The 18,750-nt window shown below is 38.9% G+C and carries 16 protein-coding genes and 1 pseudogene; 5 read left to right on the top strand and 12 right to left on the bottom strand.

Annotated features, from left to right (window positions below; all coding sequences use genetic code 11):
• Positions 1 to 617: 617 nt before the first annotated feature.
• Both era and H6G14_RS19680 read left to right on the top strand, forming a co-directional pair.
• Positions 618 to 1,592, top strand: a complete 975-nt coding sequence (era, locus tag H6G14_RS19685; protein WP_190569055.1) for a GTPase Era — start codon at positions 618 to 620, stop codon at positions 1,590 to 1,592.
• Positions 1,593 to 1,826: 234 nt separating this feature from the next.
• On the top strand, positions 1,827 to 2,504 hold the full coding sequence (locus H6G14_RS19680; RefSeq protein ID WP_190569007.1) for a response regulator: 678 nt from the start codon (positions 1,827 to 1,829) through the stop codon (positions 2,502 to 2,504).
• On the opposite strand, the gene H6G14_RS33665 is transcribed toward H6G14_RS19680, so the two are convergent.
• The 6 genes from H6G14_RS33665 to H6G14_RS19650 all read right to left on the bottom strand — a co-directional run bounded on the left by H6G14_RS33665 (position 2,434) and on the right by H6G14_RS19650 (position 8,482).
• A complete protein-coding gene (locus H6G14_RS33665) occupies positions 2,434 to 2,667 on the bottom strand; it encodes a hypothetical protein (protein WP_242053489.1) in 234 nt (77 codons plus the stop codon). The genes H6G14_RS19680 and H6G14_RS33665 overlap by 71 nt on opposite strands.
• 139 nt (positions 2,668 to 2,806) lie before the next feature.
• A complete protein-coding gene (locus tag H6G14_RS19670) occupies positions 2,807 to 3,796 on the bottom strand; it encodes a glycosyltransferase family 2 protein (protein ID WP_190569006.1) in 990 nt (329 codons plus the stop codon).
• A gap of 43 nt (positions 3,797 to 3,839) precedes the next feature.
• Positions 3,840 to 5,117, bottom strand: a complete 1,278-nt coding sequence (locus H6G14_RS19665) for an ABC transporter ATP-binding protein (protein ID WP_190569005.1) — start codon at positions 5,115 to 5,117, stop codon at positions 3,840 to 3,842.
• On the bottom strand, positions 5,117 to 5,962 hold the full coding sequence (locus H6G14_RS19660) for an ABC transporter permease (RefSeq protein ID WP_190569004.1): 846 nt from the start codon (positions 5,960 to 5,962) through the stop codon (positions 5,117 to 5,119). Before H6G14_RS19660 ends, H6G14_RS19665 begins: the two co-directional genes overlap by 1 nt.
• 155 nt (positions 5,963 to 6,117) lie before the next feature.
• The gene (locus tag H6G14_RS19655) at positions 6,118 to 7,131 is read right to left on the bottom strand and encodes a glycosyltransferase family 2 protein (protein ID WP_190569003.1); all 1,014 of its coding nucleotides are present in this window, start codon (positions 7,129 to 7,131) and stop codon (positions 6,118 to 6,120) included.
• 61 nt (positions 7,132 to 7,192) lie between these two features.
• Positions 7,193 to 8,482 (bottom strand): colanic acid biosynthesis glycosyltransferase WcaL, encoded by a 1,290-nt coding sequence (locus H6G14_RS19650; protein WP_190569002.1) that lies wholly within the window; start codon positions 8,480 to 8,482, stop codon positions 7,193 to 7,195.
• A gap of 405 nt (positions 8,483 to 8,887) precedes the next feature.
• Here H6G14_RS19650 and H6G14_RS19645 point away from each other — a divergent pair, with 405 nt between their 5' ends.
• Positions 8,888 to 10,429, top strand: coding sequence for an NAD(P)/FAD-dependent oxidoreductase (locus tag H6G14_RS19645; protein ID WP_190569001.1), 1,542 nt, complete (start codon positions 8,888 to 8,890; stop codon positions 10,427 to 10,429).
• Positions 10,430 to 10,529: 100 nt separating this feature from the next.
• On the opposite strand, the gene H6G14_RS19640 is transcribed toward H6G14_RS19645, so the two are convergent.
• A complete protein-coding gene (locus H6G14_RS19640; RefSeq protein WP_190569000.1) occupies positions 10,530 to 10,880 on the bottom strand; it encodes a Rieske (2Fe-2S) protein in 351 nt (116 codons plus the stop codon).
• Positions 10,881 to 11,375: 495 nt separating this feature from the next.
• On the opposite strand from H6G14_RS19640, the gene H6G14_RS19635 reads away from it, so the two are divergent.
• Positions 11,376 to 12,182 (top strand): exosortase-dependent surface protein XDP2, encoded by an 807-nt coding sequence (locus H6G14_RS19635; RefSeq protein WP_190568999.1) that lies wholly within the window; start codon positions 11,376 to 11,378, stop codon positions 12,180 to 12,182.
• 215 nt (positions 12,183 to 12,397) lie between these two features.
• Here the strand turns inward: H6G14_RS19635 and H6G14_RS19630 are convergent, their stop codons facing one another.
• Positions 12,398 to 13,912 carry a hypothetical protein gene (locus tag H6G14_RS19630; protein ID WP_190568998.1) on the bottom strand — a complete coding sequence of 505 codons (1,515 nt, stop codon included), beginning with the start codon at positions 13,910 to 13,912 and terminating at the stop codon, positions 12,398 to 12,400.
• 320 nt (positions 13,913 to 14,232) lie between these two features.
• Between H6G14_RS19630 and H6G14_RS19625 the strand changes: the two genes are divergently transcribed.
• Positions 14,233 to 15,636, top strand: a complete 1,404-nt coding sequence (locus H6G14_RS19625; protein ID WP_190568997.1) for an amidase — start codon at positions 14,233 to 14,235, stop codon at positions 15,634 to 15,636.
• A gap of 242 nt (positions 15,637 to 15,878) precedes the next feature.
• On the opposite strand, the gene H6G14_RS19620 is transcribed toward H6G14_RS19625, so the two are convergent.
• The 4 genes and pseudogenes from H6G14_RS19620 to H6G14_RS19605 all read right to left on the bottom strand — a co-directional run bounded on the left by H6G14_RS19620 (position 15,879) and on the right by H6G14_RS19605 (position 18,475).
• Complete coding sequence (locus H6G14_RS19620; RefSeq protein WP_190568996.1) at positions 15,879 to 16,175, bottom strand: hypothetical protein; 297 nt, start codon at positions 16,173 to 16,175, stop codon at positions 15,879 to 15,881.
• 646 nt (positions 16,176 to 16,821) lie between these two features.
• Positions 16,822 to 17,661 (bottom strand): lysophospholipid acyltransferase family protein, encoded by an 840-nt coding sequence (locus H6G14_RS19615; RefSeq protein ID WP_242053488.1) that lies wholly within the window; start codon positions 17,659 to 17,661, stop codon positions 16,822 to 16,824.
• Between the two features lie 131 nt (positions 17,662 to 17,792).
• Positions 17,793 to 17,921, bottom strand: a pseudogene (locus H6G14_RS19610) (IS5/IS1182 family transposase); the annotation flags it as partial.
• A 38-nt stretch (positions 17,922 to 17,959) separates the two neighbouring features.
• Positions 17,960 to 18,475 carry an SMI1/KNR4 family protein gene (locus tag H6G14_RS19605; protein ID WP_242053487.1) on the bottom strand — a complete coding sequence of 172 codons (516 nt, stop codon included), beginning with the start codon at positions 18,473 to 18,475 and terminating at the stop codon, positions 17,960 to 17,962.
• Positions 18,476 to 18,750: the final 275 nt, after the last annotated feature.

The raw sequence follows: 18,750 nt of genomic DNA, 5'->3' as shown, positions 1-18,750 counted from the left end.
AGCTTATTTATGAGAAATAATGCCTATCCGTAGTTAGCATAGTCGAACTAGTTATAAATAAGGGTTAAGAAAATTCAGTGATATGGTTAATTTAAAGTTAAAATATACAACTAAGCTAAGACACTTTTAAATTACATAGTCACTTGTATAGTTTCTTGACTACTGATGGTTAACTGTCAACTGTCAACTATCAAAAGGCAACACGAAAAGATGTGCAAGTTAAATTTTCAAAAATAATTAACATCCAAGTTAAAAGACTCAATACATAATACAAATTATTTATAATTATCGTTAGAAAGAAAGGTCATATTTTCAAGTTTTTAATTTTAAAATATAGTAAAAAGTTCAGCAAGAAGCAATGTTGATCATATTTCACTTTGAGGAAATTCAGAACTAAACGTATACCAGATAGGAGCATAATATTTAAATTAGAGCAATCCCCTCAAGGAAAGATAATTTTAGATTTTTGTATATTCATATCTCATTTTTTGAGATTAAAGCTAAATATATTTAGTAGTAGATTAAACTAAAGCAAGGCAGTTCCCCCGAAAATCCCAGGGTGAATTTATGCGGGTTATGTGTCTAAAGAAAAAACTAAGTTATCCCAGCTAGAAAATATGACGGCGGAACTAAAAGTGGCTAGTATTGATAATCACATCTCCTCCTTATCAGGCGAAGTATCAATCCCCCAAGCTCCACCTGAATTTAAATCAGGGTTTATCGGCATTATCGGCCGTCCCAATGTCGGTAAATCTACTTTGATGAATCAATTAGTAGGGCAAAAAATTGCTATTACCTCACCAGTAGCGCAGACAACACGCAATCGTTTGAGAGGAATTGTCACTACACCAGAGGCGCAGTTAATCTTTGTTGATACACCAGGAATTCACAAACCCCATCATCAATTAGGTGAAGTACTGGTGAAAAATGCCAAACTCGCTATTGAATCAGTGGATGTAGTACTGTTTGTTGTCGATGGTACAGTGGCTTGTGGTGCAGGCGATCGCTTTATTGCTGATTTATTGATCCATAGCAAAACTCCAGTAATTTTGGGCATCAATAAAGTAGACCAACAACCACCCGATTCCCAGAATATAAATGATAGCTACCAGCAATTAGCAAGTGCTTATCAATGGCCGACGGTAAAATTCTCGGCTAAGACTGGTGCAGAGTTGCCCCAACTACAAAAATTATTAGTAGAGCATTTAGAGCATGGGCCGTACTATTATCCCCCAGACTTGGTAACAGACCAGCCAGAACGATTTATTATGGGGGAGTTAATCCGTGAGCAGATTTTGCTGTTGACTCGTGAAGAAGTACCTCATTCAGTAGCGATCGCCATTGATTTAGTCGAAGAAACACCAACTATTACCCGCGTCCTCGCAACAATCCACGTCGAGCGGGATTCCCAAAAAGGCATTCTCATCGGGAAAGGTGGCTCAATGCTCAAATCCATCGGTAGCGCAGCCCGCGAGCAAATTCAAAAGCTCATCGCTGGTAAAGTCTACCTAGAGCTATTCGTCAAAGTCCAACCAAAATGGCGACACTCCCGCGTCAGACTAGCAGAGTTAGGCTATCGCGTGGAAGAATGAATCAATTCAAAATTCAAAATTCAAAATTCAAAATTCAAAATAAAAAGTTAGTCATTAGTCATCTCTTACAAAGTTCTGTTCGGAGGAAACCTCCGCTCAACGCCACTTGCTTTCCGACGCAGCGCGACAGGAACGCAGTGGCTCGACTTTGCGCTTAATCAGCAGTCAAAACAGTTTTGGACTCTGAACTATAGACTATGGACTATGGACTATTAACTACTGACGAAATAAAAAATGTCTCCCAATACCGGCTATTTTCTCAATCTGCCAAGTAATGCTCCCCAGTTGCGAATTTTGATTGTGGAAGATGATCCGATGATGCAACTGGGGTTGGAACAGTCGTTAATGGCTCATCCTCAATTAGAGATTGTGGGACAAGCAGAAGACGGCTATTTAGGTGTACAAGCAGCACTAGCACTGAAACCGGATTTGGTAGTCATGGATATTGGCTTACCGCGACTTGATGGGATTGCAGCGACACAGCAAATCAAGGCCGCACTACCAGAAACTCATGTGGTTATGCTGACATCACACAAAACAGAAACGGAAATTATTGCTGCACTTTCTAGCGGTGCGGATGCTTATTGTATCAAAGGTGCAAGCATCGAGCGATTGTTGAGCGCGATCGCCGCCGCCGTTGATGGTGCAACCTACCTCGATCCCCAGATTGCGCGACAAGTAATTGAAAATCTCAAACCCCCCTCAGCAAAGGGAAATACCGCCAATCTATCTGGACGGGAGTTAGAAGTATTAAAACTCATGGTAGAAGGACTGAGTAACCCAGAGATAGCCGAGAAACTTTATCTCAGTCCTAATACTGTGAAAACTCACGTCCGGGGAATTATGAATAAATTAGCGGTTGACGATCGCGTCCAAGCTGCTGTGGTGGCGCTACGTTCTGGTTTAGTGTAGTTTGTGTAGTATCAGCAACAACGGCTGCTCCTGGTTGGATCTGACCGATGGGTGCTGGCTGCATATCGCGGTAATCTAATATTTGGACAACGATCAGATAGGCGATCGCTAAAATAATCGAAATAGCCCCTGTAATAATTGCCACAATTTTTTTGCGATCCATCATGATTGCCTACAATGTAAGTTATGGGTATATACCTATATTCACATTGCCAGCTCGTTATTTCATAATATAACCGTAGCCAGATAGATTGGCACATCAAGCAGGCTTTCAAGTCAGTCAACCATCAACAGCAATATCTTTACCCTGTATAGCCACGATTTCTCATTTCCCAGGTTCTTGCAGAGAGGAACTTTTTGACAAACAAAATAGTACAAGCAATTCGTTCCGTCTGGCGAAAGCCCAAAATATCTTGTAACAACCGATAAAATCTTCTTTTACTATTAGCTTTAAACTCTGGAAACATCACCAAAGACTCTTCTAAGAACATTAAGTATTGCTTATAGTCAAAGAATAAAGCTTCTCTTGCTAAATCAAAATACGATTTTGCTAAAGCATGACGATACTTCATAGAAAATTGGTTTTTCTGTAATAATTGCTGTTCAGCTTTCTTTAATACTAGATGATGGCTTTTTAACCAACGAGCTTTAGAAGAAGTAGAAACTGTGACAGAACCATATCGCCTGTATACAGCGTAGCAACCTGGTTGATAAGCAACTTTAGCTTCATTCATGACTACAGACAGAAAAAAATCTCTATCTTGTGCGGCGGGTAAAGTTTCATCCCATCTATCACTGTTTTCTACTGCATTTCGCTTATACATTAAAGCAGCTAAAGCAACCCACCAATTAGCTAGTAAAGCCGCTAAAATATCTGCTTGCACTCCAGAAATTTCTATCTTATCTAGAAAACTGGAACCGTCAGGTAAATGACGCTGATGTCTCCAATCACCATAAACAACATCTGCACCGGTGGCTTCTAGAAAACTAACTTGCCTTGCTATTTTTTCAGGTAGAATATAATCATCTGCATCTAAGTATTGAATATATTCTCCCTGAGACAAATCAAATCCTTTATTTCTCGCATAATTACCTCCTTTGCGGGGGTAACTCCGCCAAATAATGGCATCTCCGTAACTTTTGATGATTTCTAGAGAATTATCTGTAGAACCATCATCAATTACAATGATTTCCACATCAGAATAGGTTTGTTGTAAGCAACTATCAATTGCTGAGCCTATCCATTGTTCAGCATTAAAACAGGGTATAATTACCGAGACTAACTGAGGCATATAGAACTTCTCTAAATTTACGCTATCAAAAAATTTTCAAATACTATAGCTCCTTACTAATGACGTTCCATGTCCGAGGTTGGTAAAATAGAGATTTACTACTGACTTTGCTAGCTTTAACAGCAAATCTATATGATTCCACAATGTCAAATGAACACACACCTTCTTTAATATATATTTTGGTGTTGTACATACCAGGTAATAAGCAACAATATGGCATTTGCATTTGAATTTCAACTCTGCCAGGAAGTAGATTTAATGTTTCATGATCACTGGCGGAAGTTATATATAAAACACGTTCATTTTGACCAGATAAAGTGGAAATTAATACACCTAGATTAGCAGATTCGACTGGTCGATGAACTTGACACTCTACACAAAAATAAGCAGGTTCACCACAACGAGGAGCCTCAATTATTTTTCCTTGTCCGTCTTTAAAATAAATAGAAGCAATATCTACGCCTAAGCTTTGGGGCTTTTCTGGTAATATCATTACCCCTGGAGGAGCATCCCTTCCGCCCAAAGATAAATCTTCCTCATATTGGCACACTACTGTTTCTGTTTCACCAGAACTGATCAATTCACCTTTAGCTAAATAAATAGAGTTTTCGCATACATTTAATATGACATGGGGGTTATGAGAAACTAATATAAAAGCTGTACCAGATTCCCGTAATTTTGCTAGCTTTTGATAACACTTCATCCTGAAGCTAATATCACCGACAGCTAAGACTTCATCAATCAATAAAATATCTGGTTCGATATGAACTGCACAAGCAAAACCCAATCGAGCAGCCATTCCTGAACTATAAGTTTGTACTGGTGAGTCAATAGCATCCCCAATTTCGGAAAACTCTATAACTTCTTCAAATCTTTCTTCTATTTTTTGCGTAGATAATCCCAAAATAGACATATTTGCATAAATATTTTCCCTCCCAGTTAAAATAGGGTTAAACCCTGCGCCTAATGCAATTAAGGGAGCTAATCTACCTCTAACTTTTACACGGCCAGTATCAGGTTTAATCAAACCACTGATGATACGTAGCAGCGTACTTTTGCCAGCACCATTTGAACCAACTAACCCCAGTGCTTCTCCCCGTTTTAATTGAAAACTGACATCTTTAAGCGCCCAAAACTCTTTTCGACGCAAAGTATCACTCTTTCTATTACCTCCTGATAACTCTGCGGCAATATCTTGAAGACCATATAATAAAGACTGTTTTAAGTCTCTACAGAATTTTTTAGAAACGTTATCAACTGAAATTAAGATTTCAGTATCTGGGGAATTTACAGAAGTTTCTGACTCTATTAACTTAATCATTAAGAACCAACTCTCTCAACCACAAAAGGCATAGCAAGTCTAAATCCAACCCAAGTTATAAATAATGCCACAAGAGTAATTGCACTCACCACCCAAAAGCCATGAGGATGAGATACTACTCCTGTTGTGGCTAATTCTCTGATTGTCACTAGTAAAGGAGTAACCGGATTGAAATTAACCAACCATCCAAAGGTTCCCGCTTTAGGAACTGGATAAATTACAGGAGTGAGGAACAGCCAAAATCCCGTAACAAGGGATAGTGCTTTGGAAACATCTTGATAGAGTACTCCTAATGGAGCTAATAAAATACCGATAAATGTTCCCAATAGAACTAAGTGAATTAGTGGAACTGGAGTTAAAATCACAGTCCAATTGGTGGGAATGCGAAACCAGATAAACAACCCCACAATTAAAATTAGCTTGATGGCAAAGTTAAAAAACACTTCGCCTACCTTTGCTAAAATCAGTGCTTCTCGTGGAAAGTTAACTCTGGCTAACATGGGTCTGGCTGCTGATACTGCTTGTACAGGCCCGTTTAAAGCTTCAACAAATGTCTGCCACAATGCAGTGCTGAACATGACATAAGCTGGGTAAGGTAAATCTGTGACACCAATATTAATTACTTTGGCTTCATTAGCTAGGGTAAAACTAGTAGCCATAACAATTGGTGGTAAGAAAGCCCAAGCAATTCCTAAAAACGATTGGCGATATTGAGCGCTGATATCCCTGACCATCAATCGCCAAGCTAGTTCACGAGAAGCTAGCAAGTCTCGCCACATGAGTTTGAACAATTGTATCGGATGCCTAAGCATACTCTCAGGCTGATAAACTATCTCAGGCAGCATGATTGTGGAACCTCAAGATTTGTAAGGTAATGATTTAAGTAGTAATTCAGAGATCGTTTTTGACTTTTTGTTCTGAAAATACTTGTTTTGGGGTATGGGAGTTGATAAAAGTTTGATGTTGTATCGTATCGTTTATCAATCACGAAAAGATAATATTATGACAAATTTTGCAAGTGTTTTTGAGCGTAACGGGTAGTAATATAACGGTTAACAACCTTGTCTATGGTTAGCAGCAGTTTACCTACTACTCGCCAGCCAAACTTGCCTATAGGTAGTTTACGGACAAAAGGGCTGATAATTGCCATTTGTCGCCGCCATCCCAAGCGTTTGTACTTATTTTTAAAGTACTCGTCTTCCGTGAGGTTCCACTTTTCACTCAAGCGTTTGAGGCTGGCTAATTCCCAAGCATCACTCCAACGCAGCATATAGTAATTAATGTCTGTCTGCTCTAGAGGTTTGCTGGTTATGTAAGTCATGACAGATTCTGGTTCCAGATAGACTGTACCACCAGCGTCAGCTACTAAGATACATAAATCAACGTGTTCTTTGGTGTTTAGCAGCGCTTCATCTAACAGACCAATTTGTTGAAATATTTCTGTGCGTACCATCATGCAGTGAAACTCTGCTAGTCCGGTTTGTTGGCGTTGCAGATGGGGAAGGACATCAGCTACCTTTCGACCTTGTTTATAAATCTTCTCAATCATCTTGCGTCTGGTGATGTCGCCTTTAGTTTCTACCTTAATTCTTGATTCCCCACCTGCACAATGTACTTCTGTGTGCAGAGGAGAACCTTGGCAAATCAAGGGACTAACTATAGTTGCGCCTGTTTCTTCGGCACACTGCACTAAAGGCTTGAGCCAGCCAGGGGTTACTACCACATCGTTATCAATAAAGACTACATATTTAGTAGTTACTTGACCCAGACCAAGGTTGCGAGCATGGTTTGGTGAGAGATAGTAATCTGTGCGAATCAGATGAAATTGCTTTTGCTGTGCTTGTTCTGCCAAATATTTCTGGATATGCCTGGGGGAAGCACCATCTATATAAATTAGTTGGAATGGATAATCGCTATTTTCGTAAATGCTTTCTAAGGCTTCACGGGTGCAACTGAAACGTTCCCGTGGAGAAACAATGATTGTTACGTCGGGAGTGGCTGATGAGTTTGTCATCTCCATCAATATCCTTTGGTATTATGGGTTGGAAAATCAAGGCTGATAAGTTTTGTAAGCTTTATTGCAAAGCCACGACTGAAGCTAAAACTGGCTCTTGAGTAGGGAAATTATTCATCATTACTTGACGATAAATTTCTACAAGCTCATCATTAAGCTTGTTCATGTCATAGTGTGATTCTACATAAGCACGACCAGCACGACCCATTGATGACCAAATTGCTGGATGCTCTATCAAATCAATGAGTTTTGTAGCTATAGCCTCAGCATCTCGTTCCGGTACGAGAAAACCAGAAATCCCGTCTTCAACTAGTTCGGGAATACCACCGTGAGTGGTAGCTATGACTGGTAAACCCATAAGCATAGCTTCTTTTAGGGTATTAACTGGAGCATCCTGATTGCCATCTTTAGCTGTCACACTGGGAGCTATGAAAATGTCTGATTGATTTAGAATATCAATGATTTCTGGCTGTGTTTTCCAGCCTAATAATTTGACTTTATCTGTAATATCTAATGACTGGATTAGTTGTTGTAAAGTTTCTTTTAACTCTCCATCCCCAATAATTTGGTATTCGATATTGGGATAAAATTGCAAAACCTTAGCTACAGCACAAATGCCATATTCTATGCCTTTTTTTTCGATGAGACGACCAGTGGTGGCAATGCGAATTTTTTGACCTGGATGTAAATATCTATCTTTAAAAGGAAAGCGACTGCAATCTATTCCTGAACCATGTACGACGATTTTTTTGGGGTCGCAACCTAATTGGATAGACCTGCTTTTAAAATATTCACAATTTGTTAAGAAAAAATCTCCTTTAGCAAATAGTTGGTCGTAAACATTATTACCATATTGTTGCACAAACCAACTGATATCATAGCCCCGAAACGACGTCATCAACTTACCTTTGATCGCACCAATATCACGCAGTATCATGCCATCAATTGCGAGTGTGCCAAATTGACAGTGAATAATGTCATAGGCTGGAGCTTTTATCAAATCGAGCGCTAAGTATAGTAAACGTAAGGAAACTGCTCGTCTACCATACTTGAAAAAGTTTAGCGATCGCAGAATTACTAAAGGTGATATATGAAAATTAATAGATATTAATCTTATAGCTTGCAAAACACGCGAAAAATAATTTTCAGGAATTTGTGGGTGATTGCGCGTTATATCAAGTAAATGATAATTTTCTACATCTGGATGTATTTTGTGAGAATCATTTGGATTGATATTATTACTACTATAAATATCAACTTTATGTCCACGTAAAATCAAACCAACAATTTGATTGACAACAAATGTTTCTGAAATAACTGGGAATTTGTCAACTAAAACAGCAATCTTCATGTTGTTATCTCAACTCTTCATCACCATAAGCTTGCATTAATTTACCTAAGTAAACCTGAAAAGTTGCACCCAAATCAAAATATTTAATTGCTCGTTATTCGACACGAATGAGTATATATCATGATTTATGATTGTTCAATAGAAAAACAGAGAATCTCTCTGGAGATAGATTTTTAAATATCAGTAGAAAAATCATACAATGTATGTTTTTTGATGAACATTAATTACTAGCGTATTACGTATATATTCAGTGTTAGCTAAACTTGCTGATTTATTGGTAAGATATTTATAATCTTTTTTTAACCAAAATGTATCAATTTCATAATGTATTCTTAACTGCACTGTATTGGTTTATATTGCATAGATAAGAACTTCTGGAAGAAAGATAAACTTGATAATATTTATATGTCCCTAACCGAAGAAATTCTCTCCCAACTACCAGGGGATGTTTTAGGAAATTTACGTCGTGCTGATGATGTACTCAAATCTATTCGAGAAAATACTGCACCGACACCCTGTGTAGTTAAAGAAAGCCCAGCAACCTTAGGTACTGTAGACTGGGACGCAATTATTTGTGGTGGTACATTAGGCATTTTAATTGGTTGTGCCTTAGCAGTGCGGGGATTGCGGGTGGCGTTACTTGAGAGGGGTACTTTGCGGGGTAGGGAACAAGAGTGGAATATCTCCCGTAAAGAGTTAGAAGTCTTTGTGGAGTTGAATCTGCTGACACAAGAGGAGTTAGAGAAAGCGATCGCCACTGAATATAATCCAGCCAGAGTCCAATTTAAGGATGGTGCAGAAGTTTGGATAAAGGATGTCTTGAATATTGGTGTAGATCCAGTTTATTTACTAGCTACCTTAAAACAGAGATTTTTAGATGCTGGTGGTCAGTTATTTGAACATACACCTTTTAGTGAAGTCGTCATTCATCCAGATGGAGCGATAGTCAATCAGCAATTTACAGCTAAATTATTGATAGATGCAATGGGACACCTTTCCCCCATCACCAAACAAGCACGCCAAGGCAAAAAACCAGATGCACTTTGCTTAGTGGTGGGAAGTTGCGCTCAAGGTTTTGCTGAAAATCAAGCTGGAGATTTAATTTTATCTTTTACATCTTTGCAAAACCAATGTCAGTATTTTTGGGAAGCCTTCCCCGCTAGAGATGGTAGAACAACATATTTATTCACCTACATGGATGCTCATCCCCAACGCTTGAGCTTAGAAGACTTGTTTGCAGAATACTTGCGCCTCTTACCAGAATACCAAGGTGTAGAATTACAGCAGTTAAAATTTCAAAGAGCCTTATTTGGGTTTTTTCCGAGCGATCGCCAAAGTCCATTAAAAACACCCTGGAACCGCATCCTACCAGTAGGAGACAGTAGCGGTAATCAATCACCCCTAAGTTTTGGCGGTTTTGGTGCAATGGTACGTCACCTGAAGCGTTTAACATTGGGTACAGAGGAAGCTTTGCAAACTGAGCAATTATCAGCCACTGCACTAAAATTACTGCAACCATATCAACCAAGCCTCAGTGTTACTTGGTTATTTCAAAAAGCCATGAGCGTTGGTATCAATCAAAATATTGCACCAGAGCAAATTAACCAACTGCTATCAACAGTGTTTCAAGAAATGGAACAGCTAGGAACACCAGTATTAAAACCCTTTTTACAAGATATAGTCCAATTTTCGGCATTGACACAAACACTAGCAAAGACTGGCTTATCTCATCCGGCATTGGTTGCCAAAATAATTCCCCAAGTAGGTTTAGTCAATCTATTAGATTGGCTAGTGCATTACACCAACTTAGGCATTTATACTGCGTTGTTTGCACTAAGTCCAATCCTAGAAACCTGGATCAAAAATTTCCCACCTACGCAACAATACTATTGGCATCGTTTAATTGATGCGTGGAAATTCGGTTCTGGCGCTGATTATAACGTTTAAATCCCCACCCATAAAAGAGTGGGGATTTGGTAACGGGTAGTAGACCAATTACCTATGATTGATTCTTTGATGGAGTATGGCGATCGCTACTTTGCTAGACTTACATACCTACCCAAATGCTGCCTTCTTCCACACGGGTAGGAAAGACAGATAATCCCTTTTCTTTAGAAATCATACCCATCACTTTCCCAATACCGGGAGGAAAGGGAGTCCACTCAGTAGGATTACCACTAGTCAGGTCAAAGGCGCTCCGGTGAAAAGGACAAACAATGGCTCCATCATCTGTAATTTTGCCCTTTTGTAAAGGTAGCTTCAAGTGGGGACAAGAATTTTCCACCGCAAACACTTGGTTGTTATGGTTCAGTAGCAAGATGTTCCGTTGTTCAACCTTGACCACTTTACGCCCATTGGGTGGTAATTCATCTTGGCCAATAACTTTAATCCAGTTCATTGATACCTCTCTTATCGATCAGCCTGTTAAGTACATCATTTCACAAGTTTGTGACTGTATATAGTAATGAGGGGTAGATAAGAGCAATGGGGGTTAAGTCCTCAAATATCGATACCAGTATCATATTCATAAAATCCCATCAAGAAATCCAGTAAATTTAATAGTTATTCATGTACTTGCTGTGTATTAAATTTCGCATATTCTTCATTTAACATGAGCAAGATAAAGAATATACAAAGATATTTTTCTATCAATATAATACTTTATAAAACTCCTTTAATAAGAAGCTTAATTAAAGCTCATATCTTACACGAATTTTAAATAAATTCTATATACATAAAAGAATTTACTCCATATTTTCCTGAAACTCAATCTGATAAAACGTTAGCGATATTCACACAAAAAATAAACTTACTTTCAGGATATTTACGGGTCACTGTCAGTATTTTCATGGAACATAATGGATGACATAGCAAGTTAATCAAAGTAAAAACCATGAAAACTAAAAACTTATATATAACTGCTGGATTGCTTTTCAGTACAATACTAGCTACAGCTAATTCAGCTCAAGCAGCTAGTTTCACAAGCAATGTCAGTCAGAACACTAATCCCAAGGCTAATGTTTTCTTGAATTCCATTACTCAAAATGGCAAAACCTTCAGCAATTTCTCCTATGTAAATAGCGCCAACATATTGTTCAATACTGACAGAAGTATTACTATCGCACCACTGAATGAAGGTGGCGCTAGCACTGATAGAGGAGATAATGCCAATGCTCCCCTACCAACTAACGAAGAGCCTACCGGCGCTGAGATTGCTGCATATTTAGGTAACAACAACCTGAACAATATTATTGACACTGAAGACACAGGTTCTTTTGAGATTGATATCTTCTTCGAGCATAAAATAATCAAAGATAACTCAGGACTAGATAATATCTTCTATTGGGAACGTGGTCAGAATAGCTCCATCGGTATTCAGGCTATTGATCATCTGGGAAATACTATTGGTAATTTCATCACTATTACCAAAAATGATCTTACTTATGCTAATTTCGACATTAACACCAGAGAAATTGCTAGCGCTCAACCTGTCGGTTCTGTAGGTATCAGTCTCGACTTATTGGGAGTAACTAGCTTAAGTGGTTTAAAACTTACAGCACATGGTAGCTATCATGGCCCTGACTTCAAATTCATTGCCAGAAAAACAACACCAGAACCAACAACTGTTCTGGGTTTAGGTGCAGTAGCAACCCTTGCTTTCTTACGTCGTCGCCAATTCAAGCTTAATTCTGTTAAATAATTATGATGAGATACTCATAGCAAGACTGATACAACAGTGAAGAAATTAGTTAAGCTAATGTGCGTCTCAATTGCACTATTACTAATAAGGTCTGTTAATAGTTGACAGTTGACAGTTGACTGTCAACTGTCAACATCCCTATACCCTTACACCCCTATACCCTTACACCCCTATACCCGGTCTCAACAGAAAATTTGAGTGCGTAAGTCCTATATCTAATTCACGGACTGTAATCTGTTTTGAATGATGGCATTAATTGCTGCATAGTGTGTTTTATAGTTGGGAAGTGTAGCTTGAGCCTGTCGATAAGTAAAGCTATTTTGGGGAATAGATTCTAATAATGTAATAGCTTGTAGCCATTTATCCTTTGATTGTTGCCAAGCTAATAATGAATTTGGCGAAGTTTTGATAAAAAATGCAGCTTCTGTAGCTAGCTTTTCGGCTGCTTCTAAGTTCATTAATGCTTGTTTTTCAGATGCTGCCCTTTTATTAATTGCATCATAATTACGTCGGTAACGAATCAGTCTGTCGTGTGCCTTTATAGAAACAGATGTTCCTTCAGGAATCAAGGTTAAGAATTTTATTGCCTGCTGCCACTTGCCTGCGGCTTTTTGCCAAACTGTCACAGGATGGGGCGGATTTTGAGCTATGGAAGAAGCTTCCATTCCCAGTTTTAAAGCAGATTTGAAGTTACTAGCAGCTTGTGTTTCTGGGTCAACATTTTGGGTAACTTGCTGAGGTTGATTGATTTTATCTTTGATAACCCCAATCCCAAAGATGAAAACGACTAAACTTGATGTGACAAATAGAGTTGTACTTGATATTGGTAAAAAATCATTAGTTAGTTTTTTTGAACGCCGATTTCTATAATTATTGTTGGTTAAGCTTTTTTCGGCTTGCTCTTTTAATTGTTGGCATTTGGCTAAGAAAGCAGTGAGTCTTTCCTGATATTTTTCACAATCGTTGAGAATATCTGTTAATTCTTGAAACTTATTTTCACTGGATATAATCAATTCATGAGTATCATCTAACCATTCTATGGCAAATCCTGCTTGACCGCAAAATGATGATATTGCCAATAGAATTGTTAATAATCCCTGACTATTTTTAATAGTGTTGACAACATAAAATAATCTGTCTTGAGCTTTCGATACTTCCTCTTCAATGTTAATAATCTGCTGAATTTGCTTTTCTAAAGTTTTAGGATTACTAAAAGCTAATTTAATATCAATACTCTTGCTTAAATGTTCAATATGAGTGCTTAAACTGGGATGATTAATATCTGCATTCACTTTATTGACTAGATGAGAATCACTTAAAATATCTGCGGCGATCGCCTGTAATAAATCACCCCATTCCAACCAGTAATTTATTTTCGATTTTAAAGTATCTAAAGATATTTCTATGGCGGGATTGCCAAATTTTTCAGTAATCAGTCTTGTGTTACCAGTGATAGTTGGTTCTACCCGCCAAATACTAGGTACTAACAAATATCTTGTAGCACTCAGATAAGGTGGAATAGCAGTACCTTTATGGGTAGCAAAACTTAATGGTTGAGTAATTGCCTCCGCCAGCTCGTAGTTAATCGCCTGTTGAATATTGTGCAGCTGTTCTTGAGCCTGATTAATCAGGACAACTTGTTGTATGATCTCCTGAGAATTACCTAAAGTAAGTCTTAGACCATAAACAATTTTTGGCAAATTATTAATCAGTATTTCCAAATCTGTCATAGCTATCCCTGGGGGATGGAACAAAAATTTATGTAAGACCGTGAAAATAACAATTGGGGATAAGGGACTGGGAACCGGGAAAAGGAATTTTTACTTCCTTGTCGTGTGAGTGATTACATGACTACGGTGAAAGAGTTCTGAGTAAAAACCACTAGCCCAAGTACCTCTATTGTTTAAACTTTGAGAAAATGTCTAATAGCACTAGTGAAACTGCTTAATTGTTAAATCATAGGAACGATAGATTTATATTTCCCAGAAATTTTGCTAAAGTAACGAGTCCAGTTTTTGAGTTAAATATCGGGCATTTCTCCTCTCACTTTATGAATGAAACTGATTTAGCTTTTACCCCAGCACTAGAGTTGGCGCAGTTAATTCGCCACCGGGAAGTATCGCCGTTAGAGTTGGTGGAAATATATTTACAAAGGATTGAGCTGTTAAACCCGGAATTGGGAAGTTACTTTACTGTGACGGCAGAATTGGCAAGTGCTGATGCTAAAGCCAAAACAGAATTACTCACAACAACCTCAGAACTGCCCCCATTTTTCGGCGTACCAATTTCCATCAAAGACCTTAACGCCGTGGCTGGTGTCCCTTGTACCTACGGCAACCCAGCTTTGTTAAACAACATTCCAGAATTCGACGATGGTGTAGTGACACGCATTAAACAAGCTGGGTTCACAATTTTAGGTAAAACAGCCACTTCCGAACTAGGTTCATTTCCCTACACAGAACCTACGGGATTTGTCCCAGCCAGAAATCCTTGGAACTTAGAATACACTCCTGGCGGTTCTAGTGGTGGGGCAGCTGCCGCAGTTGCGGCCGGTCTATGTGCGATCGCCCAAGGTTCCGATGGTGGTGGTTCAATTCGAGGGCCTGCGGCTTGTTGCGGTGTGGTAGGCATTAAACCAGCAAGGGGTAGAGTTAGTAAAGCGCCAGTAGGCGATCGCTTGGCGGGTATTTCTACTAATGGGCCAATTGCCCGTACTGTCGCCGACGCAGCCGCCCTATTAGATGCTATGTCTGGTTACGTGACGGGTGATCCTTATTGGCTACCAGATCCTCAACCGTCGTTTTTAACCGCCGCACAAACACCACCCACTCAGTTACGAATCGCATTTGCCACGGATATTCCTCCCTTGGGTGAAGCCGACGCTAATTGCCAACAAGGTGTGTTGACAACAGTTAAATTATTAGAACAACTAGGACATCACATAGAACAAAAGTCTTTAGACTTGAGTGGGTTAGTAGAACCTTTCCAAATCGTTTGGCAATCTGGTGTAGCGGGATCAGGTTTACCACCAGAAATATTACAGCCAGTTAATCGTTGGCTATTAGCGAGAACTGGTACTGTTGCTGATTACATCCAAGCCGTCTACAAAATGCAAATAGTAGCACGGCAAATTGTTGCATTTTTCGACAATATAGACGTATTGGTATTGCCAGTATACTTGCACTCACCTATCCGTGTTGGGGAATGGGCTGCCTTGAGTCCAGAAGATACATTCCAACAAATTATTAACTGGGTAGCCCCTTGTCCACTAGCCAATGCTACCGGACAACCAGCGATCGCTTTACCAGCAGGTTTTGACCGTAACGGTTTACCTATTAGCGTTCAGCTAATTGGCAGACCTGCGGCGGAAGCTACTTTAATCAGCTTGGCAGCACAAATAGAAGCGGCTAATCCTTGGAACAAAAATCGTCCAGCCTTTGCCGTCTTCAGCTAAATTAGCTCACACGACACCTGGCAGAAAGCCGAGGATTTCTTGTCGCAAAGCTGATTGTTCTCAGATCAAAACTATGAGCTTATCACCCAATAATATTTATGGCTGTTGACTATTGACAGACTGGAAAGCCTTGTTTTTTCATGGTTTCATCTTAGCTTGATATCTTAATTTATTTAGCTATGGCTATAAATCCCATATCTGAAGCTGATGTATTAATTACACAAGTCCCGAAAAATCAACAATTAAAACATCGGCTGATGTTCACTATCCCAACATTGGTTATCACGCCAATAACGTCCAGTGTATTCGCATTCAGATTTAGTGTTTAACCAAGGTATGGATGTAGACTCAAATCTACTACCACTGGCAGCAGAGAAAAAAGATGATAGGGAGGGATAAAGGGCTTTAGCTGTAGCGTATGTACAAAATAGCATGGTTATGGTCAAACCAGTGTATAGCAAATTGCTCGAAATTGGCAGTTTTTTATGATGCTTAGTTTGACGAAAAATTTTTGGAGATTTTGAATTTACTGAAGTCATATCTAAATCCCTATGAATATTAGTGGGTTCATGGGATGCACCTTGTTGTAATTCAATCTTGTTCTGTAATTAAGATGATTACTAGGGAAATATTACTGGTTTTATTTGTTAACTCAATTAATAGTCTCAATAATTAAGAAAAGATAACAAAACCTACTAGGTAAGTTTTTAGGCTGAGAGAAAAGTAAAGTTATCATATACCCTTTATATATTTTTTTTAATCTCCAATGATATTTGGGGCTTTGGTAGGAGCAATCCTTAAATTTGGATAAAAAAAGATTGTATTGAAAAGTACATTGAATATTTATTGCCTAGAACCCATGATTTGATAAGGCATATCAGGCTCTTAATCTAAAAAACGAAGTTAAAAATACTGCTATGGTTTGTATAAAAAAGTACCTGTATTTAGTAAGGATACTTGCTGATTCATAGTTTCTCGTCGCCATTGTCTTAAAAATAGTTTTGAACTAATACCAATTCTCTATGAAGTTGCGCCAAATAAATGATGTAGAGACGTTGCATACAAAGTCTCTACTTAATCAACGTGTGAGAGAGTATCTCTAAGTTTTGCATTTTGATAGCCTTGCTCTCTGGGCTTTACCTCCTCTTCCTAGTTTTTTGCTTCTTTCTTAGCAACTTGTGGTGGCTACTTGTGTTGTTTGATATTGCTCACTAAATTGTCTAACTCATGTTGCATTTTTGCATAGACTAATTCATAGCAACTATTTACATAATCACGATCCTTAGCTGCATCCTTGCCATAACGTTCAAAAATAATCGGACGACAGACACGAGTGTGAATCTGCACAGGTAGGGGAATATTTGGTAGAGGGCCTATAGACAAACCCCAAGGTAAACCCAAATATATCGGGAAAACGCCTGGATCTACTTGATAAAACCACGGTAAGCCCCATTGATGGAATTGTTTGACTAAATCATAGCAATCACATAAAACAATCAATGTATCGTGCGCGCCTACAGATACGAGGGGAATAATGGGGACTTCTTTTTTCAAAGCTAGCTTGATAAAACCTTGGTGTCCGGCAAAATTAATTTTGTGGCGTTGGCTGTAAGGACGGAACATATCATATTGTCCTCCAGGGTAAACAAGAACACTAGCACCCAGATCAAAAGCATTGCTAGCTATTTTTGGATGTGCCACAATAGCGCCGATTTTCTGTGCTAGATGGGCTATTTGAGGACTTACTTTCCAAGCATAAGAGTGCATCAGCCCGTACACCAAACGCTTAGTCCCAAATCGAGAAAACCAATCATACATCATCATTATGAGGTCAGGGGAAGCCATTCCACCATTGTGAGAACCAACCAGCAGTACTTTGCCTTCTGTTGGGATATGATGCCATCCGTCAGTTGTGACTCGAAAGTAGTAACGATAAAACCATTCCCAAACTGGCATCAATAATTCAATAACCTCAGGATCTCGCTCTATTAATGATGAACCGGGGAGTGAGGTATATGTAGGCATTATTTGATTACTTATAAACATACTTGTAAATAACGTAAGTTCGACGAACTAAAAAACGGCAGGTAACTCTTACCGTGGCGATCATCTACTTTAATGTTTACAAGTATTAGAGCTGATTCGTAAAATAAATATTAAATAGCCAATCGCCTAACCATAAGACGAAGCAAGGAGCCATAAATCATAGCTTCACTTACCTCTGAATACACTTCATAATCTTTACTCAAGCGTCAAAATCGATTCAGCCATCCAAATGTTCCTCTAAGTATAATTTCTGAGACACGTTGGGGGAAAGCTTCAGCTAAATTGCTATCAAGCCATCAAGCCATAACTCATACCAATCTAAAAACGTTGCTGATGATTCAAAAGTAGGTGGACCCCAATCACCTAGAAACCAACCAATTCGCCCTTTCAGCGATCCATTCAAGACCATAAACCCAAATGGTCCACATTCATCCTTACAAACAGTAATTGTTCCAAATTGTGGTGACCAGAGTTCTTGCCCGTACTTCTGTTCCCAATGTTCGCCAGCGATCTCGACAAGCCATCGCTCCCATGCTTCATCGCTTTGGTACTCTTCAAGCAAAAGGCAAGGCTGACTTGGAGCTATGAGTGCTTTGTCTTCATCACCGAAACACAGACCAATAGCCCAATCTTCTAGCCGCAGCATTTCCATCCCATGAACTTCCCCGCCTCCATTCCCAATTTGTTCAAGAAAACTTCGGTACTCTACTGGAAGAAAGGTGTTATACTTGGTCTCCCAAGCATCAATTTTATGCGAACTGAGTGGAGGATTGAATTTAAAGCTATAGTTCAATGGATCGGTTGAGGGGTAAAACTCTTGGTAAAGTTGATTCTGAACACTTTGAAGTTGTCCACTCGTGAGGGGTTAGATTAAAGTGTATTTTGTCAATGAGCTAAAATACTTAAACTTATCTAAATAAAAATGATAATCATGTGGTGGGGAGGGGGAGGAGGCGAGCGACGCTCGCCTCCTCCCCCCTCTTTTCGATTATCATTATCATTAAAATTTTTAGCAGATAAAATATGGAACGAAAAAGCATTGTAACAACACAATAACTTGGGAAGAAT

The sequence above is a fragment of the Nostoc parmelioides FACHB-3921 genome (assembly GCF_014696625.1).
GTDB lineage: Bacteria > Cyanobacteriota > Cyanobacteriia > Cyanobacteriales > Nostocaceae > Trichormus > Trichormus parmelioides.
The sequence above is the reverse complement of the archived record's forward strand: the minus strand, read 5'-3'. Positions and strand labels throughout refer to the sequence as shown.

Coding starts and splice junctions, on each gene's coding strand:
- era (WP_190569055.1), top strand. CDS start 618: ATGACGGCGGAACTAAAAGTGGCTAGTATTGATAATCACATCTCCTCC.
- H6G14_RS19680 (WP_190569007.1), top strand. CDS start 1,827: ATGTCTCCCAATACCGGCTATTTTCTCAATCTGCCAAGTAATGCTCCC.
- H6G14_RS33665 (WP_242053489.1), bottom strand. CDS start 2,667: ATGGATCGCAAAAAAATTGTGGCAATTATTACAGGGGCTATTTCGATT.
- H6G14_RS19670 (WP_190569006.1), bottom strand. CDS start 3,796: ATGCCTCAGTTAGTCTCGGTAATTATACCCTGTTTTAATGCTGAACAA.
- H6G14_RS19665 (WP_190569005.1), bottom strand. CDS start 5,117: ATGATTAAGTTAATAGAGTCAGAAACTTCTGTAAATTCCCCAGATACT.
- H6G14_RS19660 (WP_190569004.1), bottom strand. CDS start 5,962: ATGCTGCCTGAGATAGTTTATCAGCCTGAGAGTATGCTTAGGCATCCG.
- H6G14_RS19655 (WP_190569003.1), bottom strand. CDS start 7,131: ATGACAAACTCATCAGCCACTCCCGACGTAACAATCATTGTTTCTCCA.
- H6G14_RS19650 (WP_190569002.1), bottom strand. CDS start 8,482: ATGAAGATTGCTGTTTTAGTTGACAAATTCCCAGTTATTTCAGAAACA.
- H6G14_RS19645 (WP_190569001.1), top strand. CDS start 8,888: ATGTCCCTAACCGAAGAAATTCTCTCCCAACTACCAGGGGATGTTTTA.
- H6G14_RS19640 (WP_190569000.1), bottom strand. CDS start 10,880: ATGAACTGGATTAAAGTTATTGGCCAAGATGAATTACCACCCAATGGG.
- H6G14_RS19635 (WP_190568999.1), top strand. CDS start 11,376: ATGAAAACTAAAAACTTATATATAACTGCTGGATTGCTTTTCAGTACA.
- H6G14_RS19630 (WP_190568998.1), bottom strand. CDS start 13,912: ATGACAGATTTGGAAATACTGATTAATAATTTGCCAAAAATTGTTTAT.
- H6G14_RS19625 (WP_190568997.1), top strand. CDS start 14,233: ATGAATGAAACTGATTTAGCTTTTACCCCAGCACTAGAGTTGGCGCAG.
- H6G14_RS19620 (WP_190568996.1), bottom strand. CDS start 16,175: ATGACTTCAGTAAATTCAAAATCTCCAAAAATTTTTCGTCAAACTAAG.
- H6G14_RS19615 (WP_242053488.1), bottom strand. CDS start 17,661: ATGCCTACATATACCTCACTCCCCGGTTCATCATTAATAGAGCGAGAT.